Below are 18328 nucleotides of genomic sequence, written 5' to 3' on the forward strand. Positions count from 1 at the left end.
GGCCGCGGCGACCGCCGCCCGGTTGAGGTTCGGTGAAGATCGGTCGGTGCCCCCGCGTCCGGTCGCGCCCCCGCCCCCCGCCCCGGCGCAGAATGGCCCGGTGACCACCCCGAGCAGCCGCCCGTCGAGCAGCCCGACCGGCGCGACGGGCGCCACCCCCCGCCGCGCCCTGGTCGTCGACGACGAGCGGGCGCTGGCCGACGTCGTGCGCAGCTACCTCGAGCGCGACGGCTTCGAGGTCATGACCGCGGCCGACGGCGAGACGGGGCTCGAGCTGGTCCGGACGTTCGACCCGGACGTCGTCGTCCTCGACCTGGGCCTGCCCGGCACGGACGGGATCGAGGTGTGCCGGACCCTGCGGACCTTCTCCGACTGCTACGTCGTGATGCTCACCGCGCGGGCCGACGAGGTCGACACGCTGGTCGGCCTCTCGGTCGGTGCGGACGACTACATGACGAAACCCTTCAGCCCGCGGGAGCTCATGGCGCGGGTCCGCACCCTGCTGCGCCGGCCCCGCGCCTCCACCGCCCCTCCCGAGCCCGCCGTCGCCCCGATCACCGTGGGCGCGCTGCAGATCGACACGGCCGCGCGCGAGGTCCGGCTCGACGGGGAGCTCGTCGCCCTGACGCGCACCGAGTTCGACGTCCTGGCGGCCCTCGCCGCGCGCCCGCACGCGGTGCTGAGCCGCTCGGCCCTCATCGAGGCCGTCTGGGGCGGGAACTGGGTCGGCGACGAGCACCTCGTCGACGTCCACGTCCTGCACGTGCGCCAGAAGCTCGGCGACACCGCGACCGAGCAGCGGTTCGTGCGGACCGTCGGGGGCGTGGGGTACCGCATCGGGACGGGCGGGTGAGCGCCGGGCCGGGCGCCGTCGTCGGGCCCGACACCCGCCCGCGGAACCCGGGCGGCGCGCGGTCCGGCCTCACGGGCCGGCTGCTCACCGCGCTCGCCCTCGTGCTCGTCACCGCCGGCGTGACCGCGTGGCTCGTCGCGGGCGTCGTCGGCCCGCCGATCTTCCACGAGCACATGCTGCGCAGCGACGCCGGGGGCACCGGCTCCGCCGTCGACCACACCGAGGAGGCCTTCCTCACCGCGGGCGCGCTGTCGCTCCTCATCGCCCTGGGCACCGCGGCCCTGGTCGCCCTGGGCGTCAGCCTCTTCCTGACCCGGCGCATCGGGGCGTCGCTGGCCCAGCTGACGTCGGCGGCGCGACTCGTGGCCGGCGGCCGCTTCGAGGCGCGGGTGCCGGACCCGGGGATGGGCCCGGAGCTCGACGAGCTCGCGGGCGCCTTCAACCACATGGCCGCGCGCCTGGACGAGAGCGAGGGCCTGCGCCGGCGCCTGCTGTCCGACGTCGCCCACGAGCTGCGCACGCCCGTCGCGACGCTCTCGGCCCAGCTGGAGAGCATCGAGGACGGGATCGTGCCGCTCGACGCCGGCACCGTCCAGGTGCTGCGCGACCAGGGCGCGCGGCTCACCCGGCTCGCGGAGGACCTCGCCGCCGTGACGCGCGCGGAGAGCGGCGACGTCCGCCTCGACAGGTCCCGGCAGGACCCGGCCGACCTCGTGGCCAGCGCCGCCGCGGCGATCGGTCCGCGCGCGGAGGCGGCGGGTGTCGCCGTCGTCGTGGACGTCGCACCGGCCCTGCCCGCGCTGGACGTCGACCCGGAGCGCCTGGCGCAGGTGCTCGGGAACCTCCTCGACAACGCGGTGCGGCACACGCCCGCCGGCGGCACCGTGCGCCTCCGGGCCGGTACGGCCGGCGGTCGGGTCGAGCTCACGGTCGGCGACACGGGCGAGGGCATCGACGCGCAGCACCTCCCGCACGTCTTCGAGCGCTTCTACCGTGCCGAGGACGCCCGCGACCGGCACAGCGGCGGCTCGGGCATCGGGCTCGCGATCACCAAGGCCCTGGTCGAGGCCCACGGCGGCACGGTGCGGGCCGCGAGCGAGGGCCGCGGAAGCGGCAGCACGTTCGTCGTCAGCCTGCCGGCGGCCCCTGCGACGCCCGCCCGCTGAGCCGGATCCCGTCCAGCTCGTCCCGCAGCGTGCGGTAGGTCGCCAGGTCCAGCTCCCCGGAGGCGAGGCGCGCGTCGAGGACCTCCCACGCCGACGGCACCCGCCGCGTCGGGAACAGCCGGCTCACGCCCCACACCACCAGGGCGACGAGGCCGACCCAGAACAGGATCATCCAGGTCCAGCCGCCGACGCCCATCTGGGTGCACCACGGGCCCATGAGGGTCCCCTCTCGCTCACGGCGCCGGGGTTCGCGGCGCCCACGCACGACCCTGCGGCACGCGCCGCGAAGAACCCGCTGGCGATCGATGAAGGTCTGCTGAAGCCGCCCCGGGACCGGGCCGCGATGACGACGACTGGCGCCGACGACGCCGTCCCGGCGGCGGGGCAGAGGAAGGATCGGCGCGAGGGTCGGCGCGAGGGTCAGCGCGAGGGTCAGCGGGGCCGGCGTCGCAGGCCCACGAGCACCGTGAGGATCGCCAGGCCCCCGAGCGCCATGCCGCCGGTGATGATCCGCTGCAGGTCGAGGGCGGGCTGCCAGGTCACCTGCGACCCGGAGACGACGTAGACACCCAGCGGCGTGACCTGGACCCCGAGGCCTCCCCCCGTCGCGAGCGCTGCTTGGTCGGGCGCTGCCGGGTCGGGCGCTGCCTGGTCGGGCGCTGACTCGTCGGGCCCCGGACCACCGGCCGAGCCACCGCCCCCGCCGCCCATGACCCGGGCGACCGGGATGACGGTGACGCCGTCCCGGGTCACGCGCTCGCCGAACACCCTGCGGACGGTGAGGAGGTCGGCGACGGCACGACCGGGCTGGAAGGGCTCCACCCGGCCATGCTGACGGCGGCCGGCGGCCCCGGGAAGGTCCGAACGGCCCGGGTGGTCGGCGACCGGGCCCGGCCCGGCATGAAGAAGCCGGCACCGTCGATGAAGACTCGCTGAAGATGCCGCCGCCGGCCCAGGTGGTCCCACCTCCCAGGCCCGGGTCCCTGCCTACCGTCCGGGCAGACCGGCTCACCCGAGCCGTTGCGACCACCCCTGGAGGCCATCGTGACCACCACGCCGACGACGCCCCGCGCGTCCGGTGACGCCGCACCACCCGCCGGCCGGCCCGGCACCACCCAGCCCCGCACCACCCAGCCCCGCACCACCCAGCCCGGCACCACCCAGCCCGGCAGCGTCGAGCCCACCGCCACCCAGCCCGACGGCGCGCTCCCCCCGGTCGAGCTCACGATCGGCGGCATGACGTGCAGCTCGTGCGCCGCCCGGATCGAGAGGAAGCTCAACCGCCTCGACGGCGTCACGGCGACCGTGAACTTCGCGATGGAGACGGCCACGGTCCGGCTGTCGTCCCCCGTCCCGGTCGAGACGCTCGTCGCCGCGGTCGTCGACGCGGGCTACACCGCGACCGTCCCCGCCCCGCCGTCGGCGGGCGCGTCGGGCACGGCGGACGACGACGGCGCGGCGCCCTCCCCCGCTGACGAGGCCGTCGCCCGGCTGCGCCAGCGCCTCGTCGTCACGACCGTGCTGACCCTGCCGACCCTGGCCCTGGCGATGATCCCGGCGCTGCAGTTCGAGTACTGGCAGTGGCTCTCGCTGACGCTCGCGGCCCCGGTCGTCGTCTGGGGCGCCCTGCCGTTCCACACGACGACGTGGAAGAACCTGCGGCACCGCACGGCGACCATGGACACGCTCATCTCGATGGGCGTGAGCGCGGCGTTCCTGTGGTCCGTCTACGCGCTGTTCCTCGGCGACGCCGGCATGCCCGGGATGACGATGGACTTCACGCTCTTCCCCGAGCCGGGCTCGGGCAGCAGCGACATCTACCTCGAGATCGCGGCCGCGCTGACCATGTTCATCCTGCTCGGCCGGTACTTCGAGGCCCACGCCAAGCGTCGGTCCGGCGCCGCGCTCCAGGCGCTGCTCGACCTGGGCGCCAAGGACGTCGCGGTCCTGCGCGACACCGCCGACGGCCCGGTCGAGGTCAGGGTCCCGATCGAGCAGCTCGGCGTCGGCGACCGGTTCGTCGTCCGGCCGGGCGAGAAGGTCGCCACGGACGGCGTCGTCGTGGACGGCACGTCCGCCATCGACGCCGCGCTCCTCACCGGGGAGTCCGTGCCCGTCGAGGTGGCGCCGGGCGACCCGGTGACCGGGGCGACGATCAACGCCGGCGGGCGGCTCGTCGTCGAGGCCACCCGCGTCGGCGCCGACACCAAGCTCGCGCAGATCGCCCGGCTCGTCGTCGAGGCGCAGTCCGGCAAGGCCGCGGTCCAGCGCCTCGCGGACCGGATCTCCGCCGTCTTCGTCCCCGTCGTCATCCTGCTGTCCATCGGGACGCTGACGACGTGGCTGCTCACCACCGGGGACACGGTCGCGGCGTTCACCGCCTCGGTCGCCGTGCTCATCATCGCCTGCCCCTGCGCGCTCGGGCTGGCCACCCCCACCGCCCTGCTCGTGGGCACCGGCCGTGGCGCGCAGCTCGGCATCCTCATCAAGGGCCCGGAGGTCCTGGAGTCCACCCGCAAGGTCGACACGGTCGTGCTCGACAAGACCGGGACCGTGACCACGGGCCGGATGACGCTCCAGCACGTCGTGCCCGCCGACGGCGTCGACGCGGCGGAGGCCCTGCGGCTCGCCGCGACCCTGGAGAACGCGTCGGAGCACCCGATCGCCATGGCGATCGCCGCCGGGGCGGTCGACCGGGGCGTCACGCTCGGCGAGGTCGGCGACTTCCGCAGCACGCCCGGTCGGGGTGTGGAGGGCGTCGTCGAGGGCCGCACGGTCCTGGCGGGTCGCGCGGCCTGGGTCACCGACGCCGGTGCCGCCCTGCCCCCGGTGCTCACCGCAGCCCTCGACGAGGCCGAGGAGGCCGGCCGCACCGCCGTCGTCGTCGCCTGGGACGGCGCGGCCCGCGCGGTCCTCGTGGTGGCGGACACCCTCAAGCCGACGTCGGTGGAGGCGATCGGCCAGCTGCGCCGGCTCGGCCTGCGGCCCGTGCTCCTCACCGGGGACAACGCCCGCGCCGCTCGTGCCGTCGCCGCCCAGCTGGGCATCGACGACGTCGTCGCGGAGGTGCTCCCGGAGGACAAGGTCGCCGTCATCACGCGGCTGCAGGCCGAGGGCCGCACGGTGGCGATGGTCGGCGACGGCGTCAACGACGCCGCCGCCCTGGCGCAGGCCGACCTCGGCCTGAGCATGGGCACGGGTACGGACGCCGCGATCGAGGCCTCCGACCTCACCCTCGTCCGTGGGGACCTGCGCTCCGCCGCCGACGCGATCCGGCTCGCCCGCCGCACGCTCGGCACCATCAAGGGCAACCTGTTCTGGGCCTTCGCGTACAACGTCGCCGCGATCCCGCTGGCCGCGTCCGGCCGCCTCAACCCGCTCCTGGCAGGCGCCGCCATGGCGTTCTCGAGCGTGTTCGTCGTCTCCAACTCGCTGCGGCTGCGCCGGTTCGCCGGGTGGTCCCAGCAGGGTGAGTCCTGATGCCCGCCACGGTCGAGCTGCCGGTGCAGGGCATGACGTGCACCGCCTGCGAGCGCCGGATCGCCAAGGCCCTGACGAAGGTCCACGGCGTGAGCGAGGCCCGGTGTCCGTCCGACGCGGCCGGGCGACCGTCCGCACCACCGGGCAGGTTCCCCGGAGCGCCCTGGTCCGCGCCGTCCGCGCCGCGGGCTACGAGGTCGGCGAGGAGGAGCAGTGGTTCAGCCGTGACCGGACGGTGTGGCGCGACCTCGCGGTCGCCGTCGCGGTCCTGCTCGTCCTCGGGCTGGCGCTCGAGGTCAGCGGGCTCACCGGCCTGGCCGACCGGGCGGGCGGCCTCGCCTCGTCCGGCAGCCTCCTGCTCGTCGTCGTGCTCGGCCTGGCCGCCGGGTTCTCGACCTGCATGGCGCTGGTGGGCGGCCTGGTCCTCGCGGTGTCCGCCCGGCACGCCGAGCAGCACCCGGGCGGGTCGGCCCGCGAGCGCATGCGACCCCATGTCGCGTTCAACCTCGGCCGCCTCGGCGGGTTCGCGGTGCTCGGCGGGCTCACCGGGGCGCTCGGCTCGGCGCTGACGCTCAGCGGACACATGGTCGCCGTCCTCATGGTGGCCGTGTCCGTCGTCATGGTGGGTCTCGGGGTGCGCCTCACCGGCCTGTCCCCCCGGCTGTCCCGCAGCACGGCCGTGACGCTCCCCGCCGGCATGACGAAGGGGCTGGAGGGCACGGACGGCAGCTACTCCGACCGGCGGGCGGCCCTGCTGGGCGCGGGCACCTTCCTGCTCCCCTGCGGCTTCACGCAGGCCGTGCAGGTCTACGCGCTGTCCACCGGGGACCCGCTCCAGGCCTCGGCGATCATGACGCTCTTCGCCCTGGGCACGATGCCCGGGCTCCTGGGCGTGGGCGGCCTCGCCGCGCTGGCCCGGGGCGCCTTCGCGACCCGGTTCTTCCGCTTCGCCGGCGTCGCGGTGCTCGCGTTCGCGGCGGTCAACGTCTCTGGCGCCCTCGGCATCCTCGCCCCCGGGCTGGTCGCTCCGGCGACGGCCGCGTCGGGGGGCGGTGCCGCGACGTCGGGAGCGCCCGGGGCGGCGTCCGGCCCGGTGTCCGCGAACGTCACGCTGACCGAGGACCTCCAGACGGTCCGCACCACCCAGGTGGGGACGGGCTACGAGCCGTACGAGGCCGTCGTCGTCGCGGGCGTCCCCATCCGCTGGGAGATCGACTCCGTCGCCATCAGCTGCGCCGCGTCGTTGTGGGCGCCGGACCTCGGCATCGAGCCGCAGGTGCTCCAGCCGGGCCTCAACGTCATCGAGCTCGTCCTGGACGAGCCGGGCACGTACTCCTACTCCTGCGGGATGGGCATGTACTGGGGCGCGATCACGGTCGTGCCCGCAGAGGACTGAGCACCGGGCTCGTCTTCATCGAACCTTCATGGGACCTGACCCGGGTCTCCTCCGACCGTGACGCAGGCTGGACCGCGTCCCCGGCCGCCCGTCGCGGCCGGGCCCTAACACCCCTGGGAGCCCACCTCATGACCGCACGGATGACTGCACGCCGCCGACTCGCCGCCGCCTCCGGAGCCCTGAGCCTGACCCTGCTGCTCGGGGCCTGCGGGGGCACCTCCGGCACGGATGCACCCGCAGCGACGTCCGCCTCCGAGCAGGCCGCCACGTTCGGCGAGGCCGACACCGTGTTCGCCCAGATGATGGTCGTCCACCACGAGGGCGCCCTGGAGATGGCCGGCTACGCGGCAGCCGAGGCCGAGACCGAGGAGGTCCGGGCGCTCGCCGAGCGGATCGAGGCGGCGCAGGGACCCGAGATCGACCTCATGACCGGCTGGCTCGGGCAGTGGGGCGAGGAGATGCCCGACGAGGCCGACATGGGCGGCATGGACCACGGCGGCATGGACATGGAGGGCATGAGCCAGGAGGAGGCCATGGAGGAGCTCCGTGGCCTGTCCGGCACCGACGTCGACCGCCGGTTCCTCGAGCTGATGATCGAGCACCACCGCGGCGCGGTCGAGATGGCCGAGGAGCAGCTAGCCGAGGGCGAGAACCCCGAGGCCGTGGAGCTCGCCGGCCGCATCATCGAGGACCAGCAGGCGGAGATCGCCGAGATGGAAGGGCTCCTCGCCGACCTCTGACGAGCCGGGGCCGTCCGGTCCGGCTCCGCCCGGTCCGGTCAGCCGGCCCGGCCGGTCCGGTCAGCCGGCCCGGCCGGTCCGGCCCGCGTGGCAGGGTTTGCCGCATGACGCGACCCGCGACGGACGGACCGGCGGACGGCGGGGCGCGGCGGCCCCGCTTCGAGGAGCTCGGGTGGGAGCGGACCGCGATCGGCGACATCAGCCTGCGCCGCCGCGTCGACCCCGGCACCGGCGAGGACGTGTACGAGGTCAAGCTCGACGACGCCTACCTCATGTCCAGCCTCTTCACGGCCGGGGAGGTGGAGCTGAGCCGCCTGGCCCTGGCGCACGCACCGGACCGGGGCGGGCTGCGCGTCGTCGTGGGCGGCCTGGGGCTGGGCTTCACGGCCGCGACGGTGCTCGACGACCCCCGGGTCGGGGAGCTGGTCGTCGTCGACGCCCTGCGCCCGGTGATCGGCTGGCACGAGGCCGGCCTCGTGCCCCTCGGCCGCCGGATCGCCGGGGACCCGCGCTGCCGCCTGGTCGAGGGCGACTTCTTCGCCCTGGCGGCGGGCGACGGCTGGGCCGACGGCGGTCGAGCCGACGCCGTCGTCGTGGACATCGACCACTCCCCGCGCCACGTCCTGGCCCCGGCCAACGCCGCGTTCTACACCGCGGCGGGCACCCGCCGGCTGCGGGACCACCTGGCACCGGGCGGCGTGTTCGCGCTGTGGTCCGACGACCCGCCGGACGAGGAGTACCTCGCCACCCTGCGCACGGCGTTCGACGACGTCGTGGCGCACACCGTCGAGGTGCCGGGCGCCGTCGCCGGACTGCGCTCGGCCAACACCGTCTACGTCGCGGTCGCGCCCGCCTGAGACCGGCCGTCCGGGCCGTCCGGCACGTCGGGACCGTCCGGCACGTCGGGACCGTCCGGCGCGGCCGGGCCGCCGGTGCGGTCGAGGTGGCGGGCGTGGTCGTCCGGAGGGTCGTCGTCGCCGGCCCGCGCCCGGTCGTCCGCCTCCTGCTCCGCCTGGAGCTCGGGCAGGAGGTCGTACCGCGTGCGGTACAGGTCCAGCAGGGACAGCAGCATCGCGACCACGGGGATCGCCAGCAGCGCGCCCGCGACGCCGAACATCGACACCCCGAGGATCACCGACCCGAAGCTCACCGCCGGGTGGATGTTCACGGCCCGCGCGCTGATCCGCGGCTCGATCGTGAGGTTCTCGATCTGCTGGTAGACGAAGCCCCACGCCAGCACGATGAGCCCGAGCCAGGGGTTCGGGCTGAGCAGCCCGACCAGCACCGGCAGGACGATCGAGATGTAGGTGCCGATCGCGGGGACGAACTGCGCGACCAGGCCGGTCCAGAGCGCCAGTGCCAGCCAGGACGGCAGCCCGATCAGGAGGAAGACGACGCCGCTCGCGGTCGAGTTGACCGCCGCCAGGATCACGCGCGCGGCGACGTAGCGGCCCGTCTTCTCCGCCGTGGTGTCCCAGACCACGACGGTGGTCCGCTGGGCCGCGAGCGGGAACAGCGAGGCGATCCAACGGCGCAGCCGGGGCCCGTCCGCGGACAGGTAGAACAGCAGCAGCGCGAAGGTGAAGAACGTCGCGATGCCCCCGGCGACGGACCCGAGGATCGCGAGCACCCCGCCGGCCAGGTCGCTCGCGACGCCCGCCGCCCGCTCGGGCGACAGGTCGATCGAGGAGACCAGGTCCTGCAGCACGTACCCGGTGCCGAACGTCTGGTTGACCCACGCCAGGGCGTTGTCCGCCAGGTCCGGGATGCTGCGCACGAGGTTGGCGACCTGCTCCACGACGAGCTGGCCGAACAGCGAGAAGAAGACCACGAGGAAGACGACGACGCCGAGCATGACCAGCCCCGTCGCCGCGCCGCGGCGCATGTGCCGGGCCAGCCGGCTCACCGCGGGCTCCATCGCCAGGGAGAAGAACCACGCCATGACGGCGGTGAACAGCAGCGAGCTGCCGTGCTCGAGCACGAACCGCACGACGACGACCAGCACCACCAGCCCGACGACGACGAGGCCGATGCGCCACACGTTGCCGGGGTCGAGCTCGATCCGTCGACGGATCCCGACCTCCGGTCCCCTGCTGCGGTTGGTGCCCACACCGCCTCCTTCGCTCGGGGCGATCCTGCCCGAGCCGGGGTGCCGGACGGGAGAGGCGCGCGCCGCCGGCGGTCCCCGGTGCCCCGCGCCGGGGCACCTGTGAGTCCGCTGGTGCCGGCCGCGCCCGGCGCGCGGGCCGGCGACGCCGCTCCTAGCGTGACCGGGTCCCCCCTCGTCGACCCCGCGGAGCGCACCCATGAGCACCCACCACCACGACGTCGTCGTCATCGGCGGGGGGAACGCGGGGATCTCCCTCGCGGCCCGCCTGCGCCGGGACGGGTGCCGGGACGTCGCCGTCGTCGATCCGGCCGAGGTGCACCACTACCGCCCGCTGCTGTCCTACGTCGCCGGGGGGCTCGCGACGCTGGACGACCTGCGCCGGCCGCAGGCGGACGTCGTGCCGGAGGGGTGCCACTGGTACGCCGACCGCGTGGTGGCCGTGGACCCGGAGCGCTCCACCGTCCGGCTCGCGGGCGGGCAGGAGCTGACCTACGGCGACCTGGCCGTCTGCCCGGGGTCGCAGGTCGACTGGGACGCCCTGCCGGGGTCCCGAGCGGCCATGGCCACGCCGTCCGCCTCGACGAGCTACCTGCCGGAGCACGCGCCGGACACCTGGACGATGCTGTCGCGCCTGCGCGAGGGCCGGGCCGTGTTCGCGGTCGCGGACGCCCACGTGCCCTGCGCTCCCGTCGCCCTCAAGCCGCTGTTCCTCGCCGCGGACCACTGGCGCCGGGAGGGCGTGCTGGACCGGATCGAGATCGACCTGCTCGCCGAGGCGGACGCCCTCGTGCCGCAGGCCCGCGCCGACCTCCTCCTGCGCGAGGCGGCGGACGGGTACGGGGTCCGGGTCCGCACCGGCGTCCGCCTGGCCTCGGTCGACGCCGGCGCACGCACGCTGCACCTGCGCACGGCGGGCGGGACCGAGGCCGGCGGGACCGACGCCGGGGGGAGCGCTCCGGGCGGGACCGAGGCGGTGCCCTACGACGTGCTCTACCTCGCGCCGCCGCACCGCGCGCCCGCGTGGGTGGCCGCGAGCGGCCTGGCGGACGACGGCAGCGACGGCCTCGTCGCCGTCGACCCCGGGACGCTCCAGCACGTCACGCACGCGCGGGTGTGGGGCCTGGGCGACGCGGCGGCCGTCGACGCCCTGCCGTCGGGGGGCGCCCTGCGCAAGCAGGTCCCGGTCGTCGCGGACAACATCGCGGCGCGCCACAGCGGCCGTCCGATGCGGCGGTACAGCGGGTACTCGGTCGCCCCGGTCACGACCTCGCGACGCCACCTCCTGCTCGGGGAGTTCGACCGCGCCGGGCGGCCCGAGCCCACGGTGCGCGTGCCCGACCTGGTCCGGCCGCGGCGCAGCCTGCTCCTCTTCGACCGCTACCTGGAGCCCCGCGTCTACTGGCACCGCCTGCTGCGCGGCAAGGTCTCCTGACGGCCGACCACGTATCGTTCCCCGGTGCCCCGCGAGTCCCGAGCCCCCCAGGTCCCCGGCCTGACCGCGTGCAGCCTGTGCTCCGGGGAGACCCTCGGGGAGGGTGACGCCGACGGCGGTCAGCTCGCGCGGCTCCAGCGGCTCGCCGACGACGGCGTCGCCCGGCTCACGCTGTCGGAGTGCCTGGACGAGTGCGAGCGCGGCGACGTCGTCGTCGCCCGACCGACGCGGGGCTGCCGTGCCGCGGGGGCGCGGCCCGTGTGGTTCGAGCGGCTCGCCGGCGACGCGGCGACGCAGCAGCTGGCGGCCTGGCTGCGGGCGGGCGGACCGGGTGCGGCGCCCCTGCCGGACGCGCTGAGCGGCAACGTCATCGAGCGCGCCGGCGGGGACGTCGCGGAGCCCTGAGCGCCCCGGCGGTGCTGGAGCCGCCTGGGACCTAGGTCCGTGTGAGCGCTCACATCGCCCGGCTAGCGTTGCCCGCGGATCCCCGGTCCCCCTCCGGTCGGTCCACCGGAAGGGCGCCCTCTCCCCCTGCTCGGGCGTCCGGACGCCTCGCCCGTGACGTGCCTCGACGCCGTCCGGGTGGGATGGATGGCGCCGCCCCCTGCTGCGACGGGTGGACCGGGGGCGGCGCTGCCTCCATCCGGGCCCGACGCCGCCGGGACGCCGCCGTGACACCCGCGCCCGGCCCGACGCCGCCTCCGCGCCCTGCCCCACGGCACGAACCCGGCACAACGCCCACCCAGCACCGCGGACGGCGGGTGAAACGCGCCCGCGGGGCCCTTCGTCCCATCCCTTCCGTCGGTGCGCCCCCGATCGTGACGGTCAGGACACCTGCAGGTGCGGGGCCTGGCACGGTCCGGAGGCGCACCGTCCGCTGCGGAGGGAGGGGCCTGTGGCCGAGCAGCCGACCCCGCAGGTGCTGATCGACGCGATGCCGGACGGGATGTACGTCGTCGACACCGAGCGCCGGATCACCCTGTGGAACCGGTCCGCCGCGCGGATCAGCGGGTTCCCCGAGGAGGAGGTCCTCGGGCGCTGGTGCGGCGACGGTCTGCTCAACCACGTCGACGAGACCGGTCGGGCCATGTGCGACGTCCGCTGCCCGCTCGCGGGGACGATGCGCGACGGTCGGCCCCGGACGTGCCGCATGTTCCTGCACCACCGTGACGGTCGGCTCATCCCCGTACGGATCACCGCCTCGCCGCTGCGGGACGCCGACGGCCGGATCACGGGGGCCCTCGAGACGTTCAGCGAGGACGGGCTGTACTTCGCCGCCCAGGCCCAGCTGCGCGAGGCCGAGTCGCTCGCCCTGCGGGACCCGCTGACCGGGCTGGGGAACCGCCGGTCGCTCGAGCTGTGCCTGGACCGCCGGCTCGAGGGCTTCCGCCGCACGGGGCGCCGGTTCGGCGTCCTCGTCCTGGACCTGGACCACTTCAAGCTCGTCAACGACACCTACGGGCACATGGTCGGCGACGAGGTGCTCCAGGAGGTCGCGCGGGCGCTGCGCCACGCGGTCCGGCCGCACGACGACGTCATCCGGCACGGCGGCGAGGAGTTCGTGATCCTCGCCGGCCCGGTCACGCCGGCCCAGCTCGCGGCGCTGGCCCAGCGGGTGATGCAGGGCGTCCGTCGGGGGCGGTACGCGACCGCGCCCCAGCACCTGCAGACGCTGTCGATCGGGTCGGCGCTCGTGCGTGCGGAGGACACCGCGGTCTCGCTGATCCACCGGGCCGACCAGCGCCTCCTCGCCGCCAAGGTGACCGGGCGGGACCGCGCCGTGAGCGTGGACGCCGTGGTCTGAGAGACGGGCCGGAGCAGCGTCAGAACGGGTGCAGGAGGCGCTGGACGAACTGCCGGGTCCGCTCCTCGTGCGGGGCACGCAGCACCTGGTCCGGGTGGCCGCGCTCGACGACGGCGCCCTCGTCGATGAACACCACCTCGTGGGCGACCTCCCGGGCGAACTGCAGCTCGTGGGTGACGATCACCATGGTCCAGCCCTCGTCGGCGAGCTCCTTGATGAGCCCGAGCACGTCGCCGACGAGCTCGGGGTCCAGGGCCGACGTCGGCTCGTCGAAGAGCAGGAGTGTCGGGCGCAGGGCCAGCGCCCGCACGATGCCGACCCGTTGCTGCTGCCCGCCGGACAGCTCGAACGGGTACGCGTCCCTCTTCTCGGCCAGGCCCACCCGCGCGAGCAGCTCCAGGGCCTCGGCGGTCACCTCTGCCCGGGGGCGTCGCTGCACCACGACCGGGCCCTCGAGCACGTTCTCCAGCACGGTCTTGTGCGGGAAGAGGTTGTAGTGCTGGAAGACCATCGCCGAGCGGTCCCGGAGCGCCGCGACCTGCGTGCGGGACGCGCCGGTCGCGAAGTCGACGGCGACGTCGGACCCGACGCGCACCGTCCCGGTGTCGGGTCGCTCCAGGCCGTTGAGGCAGCGCAGCGCCGTCGTCTTGCCCGAGCCGGACGGGCCGATGAGGGCCAGGACCTGACCACGGTTCACCCGCAGGTCGACGGACCGCAGCACCTCGTGGTCGCCGAACCGCTTGCCGAGGCCCTCGACGACCAGGACCGGCTCGCCGGTGCCCCCGGGCGGGGCGTGCCCGCCCGGGGGCTCGAGGACGTCGTGGTCACCGGGCGACATAGCGGTCCAATCGTTGCTCGAGCCGACCCTGCGCGGCGGACAGCACCAGGCAGATGACCCAGTAGATCGCCGCGGCCTCCACGTACAGCACCATGAACTCCCGGCTGAAGGCCGCGATCTGCTGCGCCTCCCGGAACAGCTCGGTCACCAGGATCACGGACGCCAGCGACGTGTCCTTCACCAGGCTGATGAAGGTGTTCGACAACGGCGGGACGGAGACCCGCGCCGCCTGCGGCAGGATGATCCGCCGCAGGGCGACGCCGTGCGACATCCCCACCATGTGCGCGGCCTCCCACTGCCCCTTGGGCACCGAGAGGATCGCGGCGCGGATCACCTCCGCCGCGTAGCCGCCCACGTTCACCGAGAACGCCACGACGGCGCTCGGCCACGGGTCGATGACCACCCCGACCGACGGCAGCCCGAAGAAGATCACGAACAGCTGGACGAGCAGCGGCGTGCCCCGGACGACCGAGACGTACGCCCGCGCGGGCGCCGACAGCCAGCGCCGCCGCGACAGCCGCATCAGGGCGATCACCAGGGCGATCACCAGCCCGAGCGCGAACGAGACCAGGGCCAGCGGGATGGTGCCCGTGATCGCGCCCCGGACGAGCGGCCACAGCGACTCGGTGACGAGCTCCAGGGTGTCCGGGCTCACGACCGGGGTCCCCCGCGGTGGTCAGCGGGAGACATCAGCACCGAAGTACTTCACCGAGATCTCCGCCAGCGTGCCGTCCTCGGCGAGGGTGGCCAGCGCCTCGTCGATGGCGCGCGCCAGGGCGTCGCTCCCGTCGGCCAGGGCGAAGGCGCTGAAGGACTGCTCCTCGGTCTCGGCGGCGACCTTCAGCCCGGAGGCGTCGGCCGTCTGCGCGTAGTCGAGGAAGGTCAGCTCGTCGTTGATGGTGGCGTCGACCCGCTCCTGCTCGACCAGGGCGACCGCCTGGGCCCAGCCCTCGACGGCCTCGATCTGCGCGCCGCTCTCCTCGGCCAGGGCGTGCCAGTTGCTGGTGAGCGACTGCGCGGTCACCTTGCCGTCGAGCGACGCGAACGAGTCGATCGAGTCGTCGTCGGCCCGCACGACGATCACGCCGTTGGAGACGGTGTACGGCTCCGTGAAGGTGTACGCCTCCTCACGCTCCGGCGTGATGGACACCTGGTTGGCCACGACGTCGAACCGCCCGGCCTCCAGGCCGGCGAAGATCGCGTCCCACTGCGTCTCCTCGAACTCGATGTCGACGCCCAGCTCCTCGGCGACCGCCTCGATCACCTCGACGTCGTAGCCGACGAGGTCCCCGGAGCCGTCCTCGTGGAAGGAGAACGGCCGGTACGTGCCCTCGGTCCCGACGACGAGGACGCCGGCCTCCTGCACGTCGGACCACGAGGTGTCGCCCTCCGCGCCCGGGGTGGCGGGGGCGTCGTCGTCGGCGGCCGAGCAGCCGGCGGCAGCCAGGGCGACAGCGGTCGCGGCCGCGCTCAGGGACAGCATCCGGGTGAAGCGAGTCATGGTGATCCTTCGTGAGAGGGCACGCGTCACTTGACGCGACAACGGAAAGGGGCAACACGGGAGGGGGCGGGGGGATTCCCCCCAGGGCCGCCCGGCGCGGGGAGCGCAGGGGCGGCGCGGGCGTCCGACCGGCTCGCGGCCGGTCGTCGGCGGGCTCAGCGGGCGAGGACGCCCGGACAGCGCCCGGTGCCCACGGGGCCGGCACAGCGCGGCGCGTGAGGCACGGGGGTGAGCATGGGCCCAAGTCCATCACGGACGGGCCGGGACGTGCGAACCGGGCCCATCGCACAGCGTCGTCGTCGCTGCGATGCGCCGGGCGAACGCGAAGGACCTCGCGTTGCTCAAGGAGATCCTCGAAGGGCCCGACACGAGGTGAAGGCTGCCGCCCGGCACCGTGGCGCACGCTCCACGCAGGTCAGGGCACTGGGGGGCCGAGCCCTACCCCCACCATCGCACCACGGGGCTGGGACGGCACCCGGACCACCCCAACCGGCGGTGCGGACGGCCCAGGTCGCCCGCACCGCGGCTCCGGGTCAGCGTCCGAGCTGGCCCCGGAGGGCGCCGGCGGGATACGTCGCGTTGTGGACGTTGACGTAGTACGCCGACGGGTCGTGGATGATCGCCAGGGCCAGCTCACGGTCCACATCGACGCAGCCGCTCGCGTACGGGTTCAGCGGCACGACCACGGGACCTGCACTGATGACCGGCGAGACGTGGATGTGCGCGGCGGTGATCGTTTCGACGTCGGAGACCTCGATCGACCAGCAGACCTGGCCCAGGCCCGGGTTGATGGTCAGCTCGGCCGTCCCGAACCCGTCCAGGTCGCCCTGGTTCGGCACGCCCGTGGCGCTGACCTCCGCCTCGCCGGTGAGGTCGGTGGTGAACGGTCGCCCGCCTGCGGCCGCGCCCGGGGCCAGAGTCAGGGTGAGGAGCGCTGCGGCGGTGAGCCCTGCGACGGTTCGGCGCGCACGTGCGGACATGGCAAGACCTCCTTCAGGAGCCTCAGGCCGACCGTGGTAGGCGGCAGGTCGGCCTGACCAGCGTCCGGTGCCGCCTGGTCCAGTTGTCCTGGTTTATCACCAGCGTCGCCCGTGAGTACAGGCTCCAGTGAGCGCGCGATGCAGGATCGCCTCCGGGCGGCGGCGGGCAGTCGCGACGGGCGGGCCGGCATGTGGGGCGGGGTCGCACGGGCCTGTCGCGCACCGCGCGACGAGGGGCCACAGTGGACGGATGCCGAACCGCCTCGCCCGCAGCACCAGCCCCTACCTGCAGCAGCACGCCGAGAACCCGGTCGACTGGTACGAGTGGGGCGAGGAGGCGTTCGCGGCTGCCCGCGAGCGCGACGTCCCGCTGCTGATCTCCGTCGGGTACGCCGCGTGCCACTGGTGCCATGTCATGGCGCACGAGTCCTTCGAGGACGAGGGCACGGCCGCCGCGATGAACGAGCACTTCGTCAACGTCAAGGTCGACCGCGAGGAGCGGCCCGACGTCGACGCCGTCTACATGGAGGCCACGCAGGCCATGACCGGCCACGGCGGCTGGCCCATGACGGTCTTCGCCACGCCCGACGGGCAGCCCTTCTACTGCGGCACCTACTACCCGCCCCGCCCGGCGCACGGCATGCCGTCGTTCGGGCAGGTGCTCGAGGCGATCGCCGACGCCTGGCGCACCCGGCGCCCCGAGGTCACCGACACCGCGGCCGGCATCCGCCAGGCGCTCGCCGCCCGCCCCTCGGTCGCCCCCGACGCCGGGCCGGTCACGCCGGCCCTCCCGCGCGCCGCCCTCGTCGCGCTCGAGCAGTCCTTCGACGGGACCCGCGGCGGGTTCGGCGGTGCGCCCAAGTTCCCGCCGTCGATGGTCCTGGAGTGGCTGCTGCGGCACTCGGCGCGGACGGCGGCCGAGCGCGTCCGGGCGCTCACCGAGGACCCGGCGCTGAGCAGCGGCACGCCCGCCCGGGAGCACGACCACGCGCTCGCCATGGCCGAGCGGACCCTCGACGCGATGGCCCGCGGCGGGATGTACGACCAGCTCGGCGGCGGGTTCGCGCGCTACTCCGTCGACGCCGGCTGGGTCGTCCCCCACTTCGAGAAGATGCTCTACGACAACGCCCTCCTGCTGCGCGTCTACGCGCACTGGTGGCGCCAGACCGCCGCGCCGCTCGCCGCGCGCGTCACGACCACGACCGCCGACTTCCTCCTGCGCGAGCTGCGCACCCCCGAGGGCGGCTTCGCGTCGTCCCTGGACGCGGACAGCCTCGACGACCACGGCCGCACCACCGAGGGCGCGTTCTACGCGTGGACCCCCGCGCAGCTCACCGACGTCCTCGGCGACGACGACGGCGCCTGGGCGGCCGACCTCCTCGCCGTCACCCCGGCGGGGACGTTCGAGCACGGCACCTCCGTCCTGCAGCTGCGCACCGACCCCGACGACGACCAGCGGTGGGCCTCCGTCCGCGAGCGCCTCCTGGCCGCCCGCGAGCGCCGGCACCGCCCCGGACGCGACGACAAGGTGGTCGCCGGCTGGAACGGACTGGCGATCGCCGCCCTGGCCGAGGCGGGCGCGCTCCTCGACCGTCCCGACTGGGTCGACGCCGCGCGCGACGCGGCGCGCCTCCTGCTCGACCTCCACGTCGTCGCCGGCAGCGACCCCGTCCGCCTGGCGCGGACGTCCCGCGACGGCGCGGTCGGCACCGCCCCCGGCGTCCTCGAGGACTACGCCCACGTCGCGGACGGCCTCCTGACGCTCACCCAGGTCACCGGGGAGACCGCGTGGACCGGGCGCGCCCAGGGGCTCCTGGACTCCGTCCTCGCCCGGTTCGGCGACGGCACGGGCGGCCTGTTCGACACGGCGGAGGACGAGACGGACTCGGTGCTGTCGGCGATCCGGCGCCCCCGGGACGTGGGCGACGGCCCGACGCCGGCCGGCCAGTCCGCCGCCGCCGGCGCGCTGCTGACCTCCGCGGCGCTCACCGGGTCCTCCACGCACCGGGCCGCCGCCGAGGCCGCCCT

17 protein-coding genes are annotated in these 18328 nt (G+C 75.1%); 10 read left to right on the top strand and 7 right to left on the bottom strand.

What is annotated here, in order from left to right; all coding sequences use genetic code 11:
• Positions 1 to 100: 100 nt before the first annotated feature.
• Both N866_RS09680 and N866_RS09685 read left to right on the top strand, forming a co-directional pair.
• Positions 101 to 853: a response regulator transcription factor gene (locus tag N866_RS09680; protein ID WP_034225784.1), complete on the top strand. Its 753-nt coding sequence runs from the start codon at positions 101 to 103 to the stop codon at positions 851 to 853.
• On the top strand, positions 850 to 2019 hold the full coding sequence (locus tag N866_RS09685; RefSeq protein WP_081802517.1) for a sensor histidine kinase: 1170 nt from the start codon (positions 850 to 852) through the stop codon (positions 2017 to 2019). Before N866_RS09680 ends, N866_RS09685 begins: the two co-directional genes overlap by 4 nt.
• Here the strand turns inward: N866_RS09685 and N866_RS09690 are convergent.
• Positions 1982 to 2236, bottom strand: coding sequence for a hypothetical protein (locus tag N866_RS09690; RefSeq protein WP_052022768.1), 255 nt, complete (start codon positions 2234 to 2236; stop codon positions 1982 to 1984). The two genes, N866_RS09685 and N866_RS09690, sit on opposite strands and share 38 nt — an antisense overlap.
• A 215-nt stretch (positions 2237 to 2451) precedes the next feature.
• Complete coding sequence (locus N866_RS09695) at positions 2452 to 2841, bottom strand: spore germination protein GerW family protein (RefSeq protein ID WP_034225787.1); 390 nt, start codon at positions 2839 to 2841, stop codon at positions 2452 to 2454.
• Positions 2842 to 3246: 405 nt separating this feature from the next.
• Here N866_RS09695 and N866_RS09700 point away from each other — a divergent pair, with 405 nt between their 5' ends.
• The 4 genes from N866_RS09700 (at position 3247) to N866_RS09715 (ending at position 8492) form a co-directional block, all read left to right on the top strand.
• Complete coding sequence (locus N866_RS09700; RefSeq protein ID WP_034225813.1) at positions 3247 to 5499, top strand: heavy metal translocating P-type ATPase; 2253 nt, start codon at positions 3247 to 3249, stop codon at positions 5497 to 5499.
• A 103-nt stretch (positions 5500 to 5602) separates the two neighbouring features.
• On the top strand, positions 5603 to 6895 hold the full coding sequence (locus N866_RS09705; protein ID WP_034225790.1) for an urease accessory protein UreH domain-containing protein: 1293 nt from the start codon (positions 5603 to 5605) through the stop codon (positions 6893 to 6895).
• Positions 6896 to 7035: 140 nt separating this feature from the next.
• Positions 7036 to 7635, top strand: coding sequence for a DUF305 domain-containing protein (locus tag N866_RS09710; protein WP_034225793.1), 600 nt, complete (start codon positions 7036 to 7038; stop codon positions 7633 to 7635).
• Positions 7636 to 7739: 104 nt separating this feature from the next.
• Positions 7740 to 8492: a polyamine aminopropyltransferase gene (locus N866_RS09715; protein ID WP_052022772.1), complete on the top strand. Its 753-nt coding sequence runs from the start codon at positions 7740 to 7742 to the stop codon at positions 8490 to 8492.
• Here N866_RS09715 and N866_RS09720 read toward each other — a convergent pair.
• On the bottom strand, positions 8468 to 9745 hold the full coding sequence (locus N866_RS09720; protein WP_245612496.1) for an AI-2E family transporter: 1278 nt from the start codon (positions 9743 to 9745) through the stop codon (positions 8468 to 8470). The genes N866_RS09715 and N866_RS09720 overlap by 25 nt on opposite strands.
• 196 nt (positions 9746 to 9941) lie before the next feature.
• On the opposite strand from N866_RS09720, the gene N866_RS09725 reads away from it, so the two are divergent.
• From N866_RS09725 to N866_RS09735, 3 genes are all read left to right on the top strand, one after another.
• On the top strand, positions 9942 to 11177 hold the full coding sequence (locus N866_RS09725) for an NAD(P)/FAD-dependent oxidoreductase (protein ID WP_034225795.1): 1236 nt from the start codon (positions 9942 to 9944) through the stop codon (positions 11175 to 11177).
• A 24-nt stretch (positions 11178 to 11201) separates the two neighbouring features.
• Positions 11202 to 11582, top strand: coding sequence for a hypothetical protein (locus N866_RS09730; RefSeq protein ID WP_034225798.1), 381 nt, complete (start codon positions 11202 to 11204; stop codon positions 11580 to 11582).
• A 490-nt stretch (positions 11583 to 12072) separates the two neighbouring features.
• Entirely contained in the window at positions 12073 to 12981 is a 909-nt protein-coding gene (locus N866_RS09735; protein ID WP_034225801.1) for a sensor domain-containing diguanylate cyclase, read from the top strand.
• A gap of 19 nt (positions 12982 to 13000) precedes the next feature.
• Here N866_RS09735 and N866_RS09740 read toward each other — a convergent pair whose 3' ends face one another.
• The 4 genes from N866_RS09740 to N866_RS09755 form a co-directional block, all read right to left on the bottom strand.
• Positions 13001 to 13819 (bottom strand): amino acid ABC transporter ATP-binding protein, encoded by an 819-nt coding sequence (locus N866_RS09740; protein ID WP_034225803.1) that lies wholly within the window; start codon positions 13817 to 13819, stop codon positions 13001 to 13003.
• Positions 13806 to 14474 carry an amino acid ABC transporter permease gene (locus tag N866_RS09745; protein WP_081802518.1) on the bottom strand — a complete coding sequence of 223 codons (669 nt, stop codon included), beginning with the start codon at positions 14472 to 14474 and terminating at the stop codon, positions 13806 to 13808. Before N866_RS09745 ends, N866_RS09740 begins: the two co-directional genes overlap by 14 nt.
• Positions 14475 to 14495: 21 nt before the next feature.
• Complete coding sequence (locus N866_RS09750) at positions 14496 to 15320, bottom strand: amino acid ABC transporter substrate-binding protein (protein WP_034225805.1); 825 nt, start codon at positions 15318 to 15320, stop codon at positions 14496 to 14498.
• Between the two features lie 533 nt (positions 15321 to 15853).
• The gene (locus N866_RS09755; RefSeq protein ID WP_052022774.1) at positions 15854 to 16300 is read right to left on the bottom strand and encodes a CHRD domain-containing protein; all 447 of its coding nucleotides are present in this window, start codon (positions 16298 to 16300) and stop codon (positions 15854 to 15856) included.
• Positions 16301 to 16550: 250 nt separating this feature from the next.
• On the opposite strand from N866_RS09755, the gene N866_RS09760 reads away from it, so the two are divergent.
• The coding region (locus N866_RS09760; RefSeq protein WP_034225807.1) for a thioredoxin domain-containing protein at positions 16551 to 18328 on the top strand (1778 nt) is incomplete at its 3' end.

It is taken from the genome of Actinotalea ferrariae CF5-4, from assembly GCF_000603945.1.
In the GTDB taxonomy this organism is placed as follows: Bacteria; Actinomycetota; Actinomycetes; order Actinomycetales; family Cellulomonadaceae; genus Actinotalea; species Actinotalea ferrariae.

Excerpts from the sequence above, each read along its gene's own strand:
- N866_RS09710 (WP_034225793.1), top strand. The coding sequence starts at position 7,036 with ATGACTGCACGCCGCCGACTCGCCGCCGCCTCCGGAGCCCTGAGCCTG.
- N866_RS09750 (WP_034225805.1), bottom strand. The coding sequence starts at position 15,320 with ATGACTCGCTTCACCCGGATGCTGTCCCTGAGCGCGGCCGCGACCGCT.
- N866_RS09715 (WP_052022772.1), top strand. The coding sequence starts at position 7,740 with ATGACGCGACCCGCGACGGACGGACCGGCGGACGGCGGGGCGCGGCGG.
- N866_RS09725 (WP_034225795.1), top strand. The coding sequence starts at position 9,942 with ATGAGCACCCACCACCACGACGTCGTCGTCATCGGCGGGGGGAACGCG.
- N866_RS09755 (WP_052022774.1), bottom strand. The coding sequence starts at position 16,300 with ATGTCCGCACGTGCGCGCCGAACCGTCGCAGGGCTCACCGCCGCAGCG.
- N866_RS09740 (WP_034225803.1), bottom strand. The coding sequence starts at position 13,819 with ATGTCGCCCGGTGACCACGACGTCCTCGAGCCCCCGGGCGGGCACGCC.
- N866_RS09690 (WP_052022768.1), bottom strand. The coding sequence starts at position 2,236 with ATGGGCCCGTGGTGCACCCAGATGGGCGTCGGCGGCTGGACCTGGATG.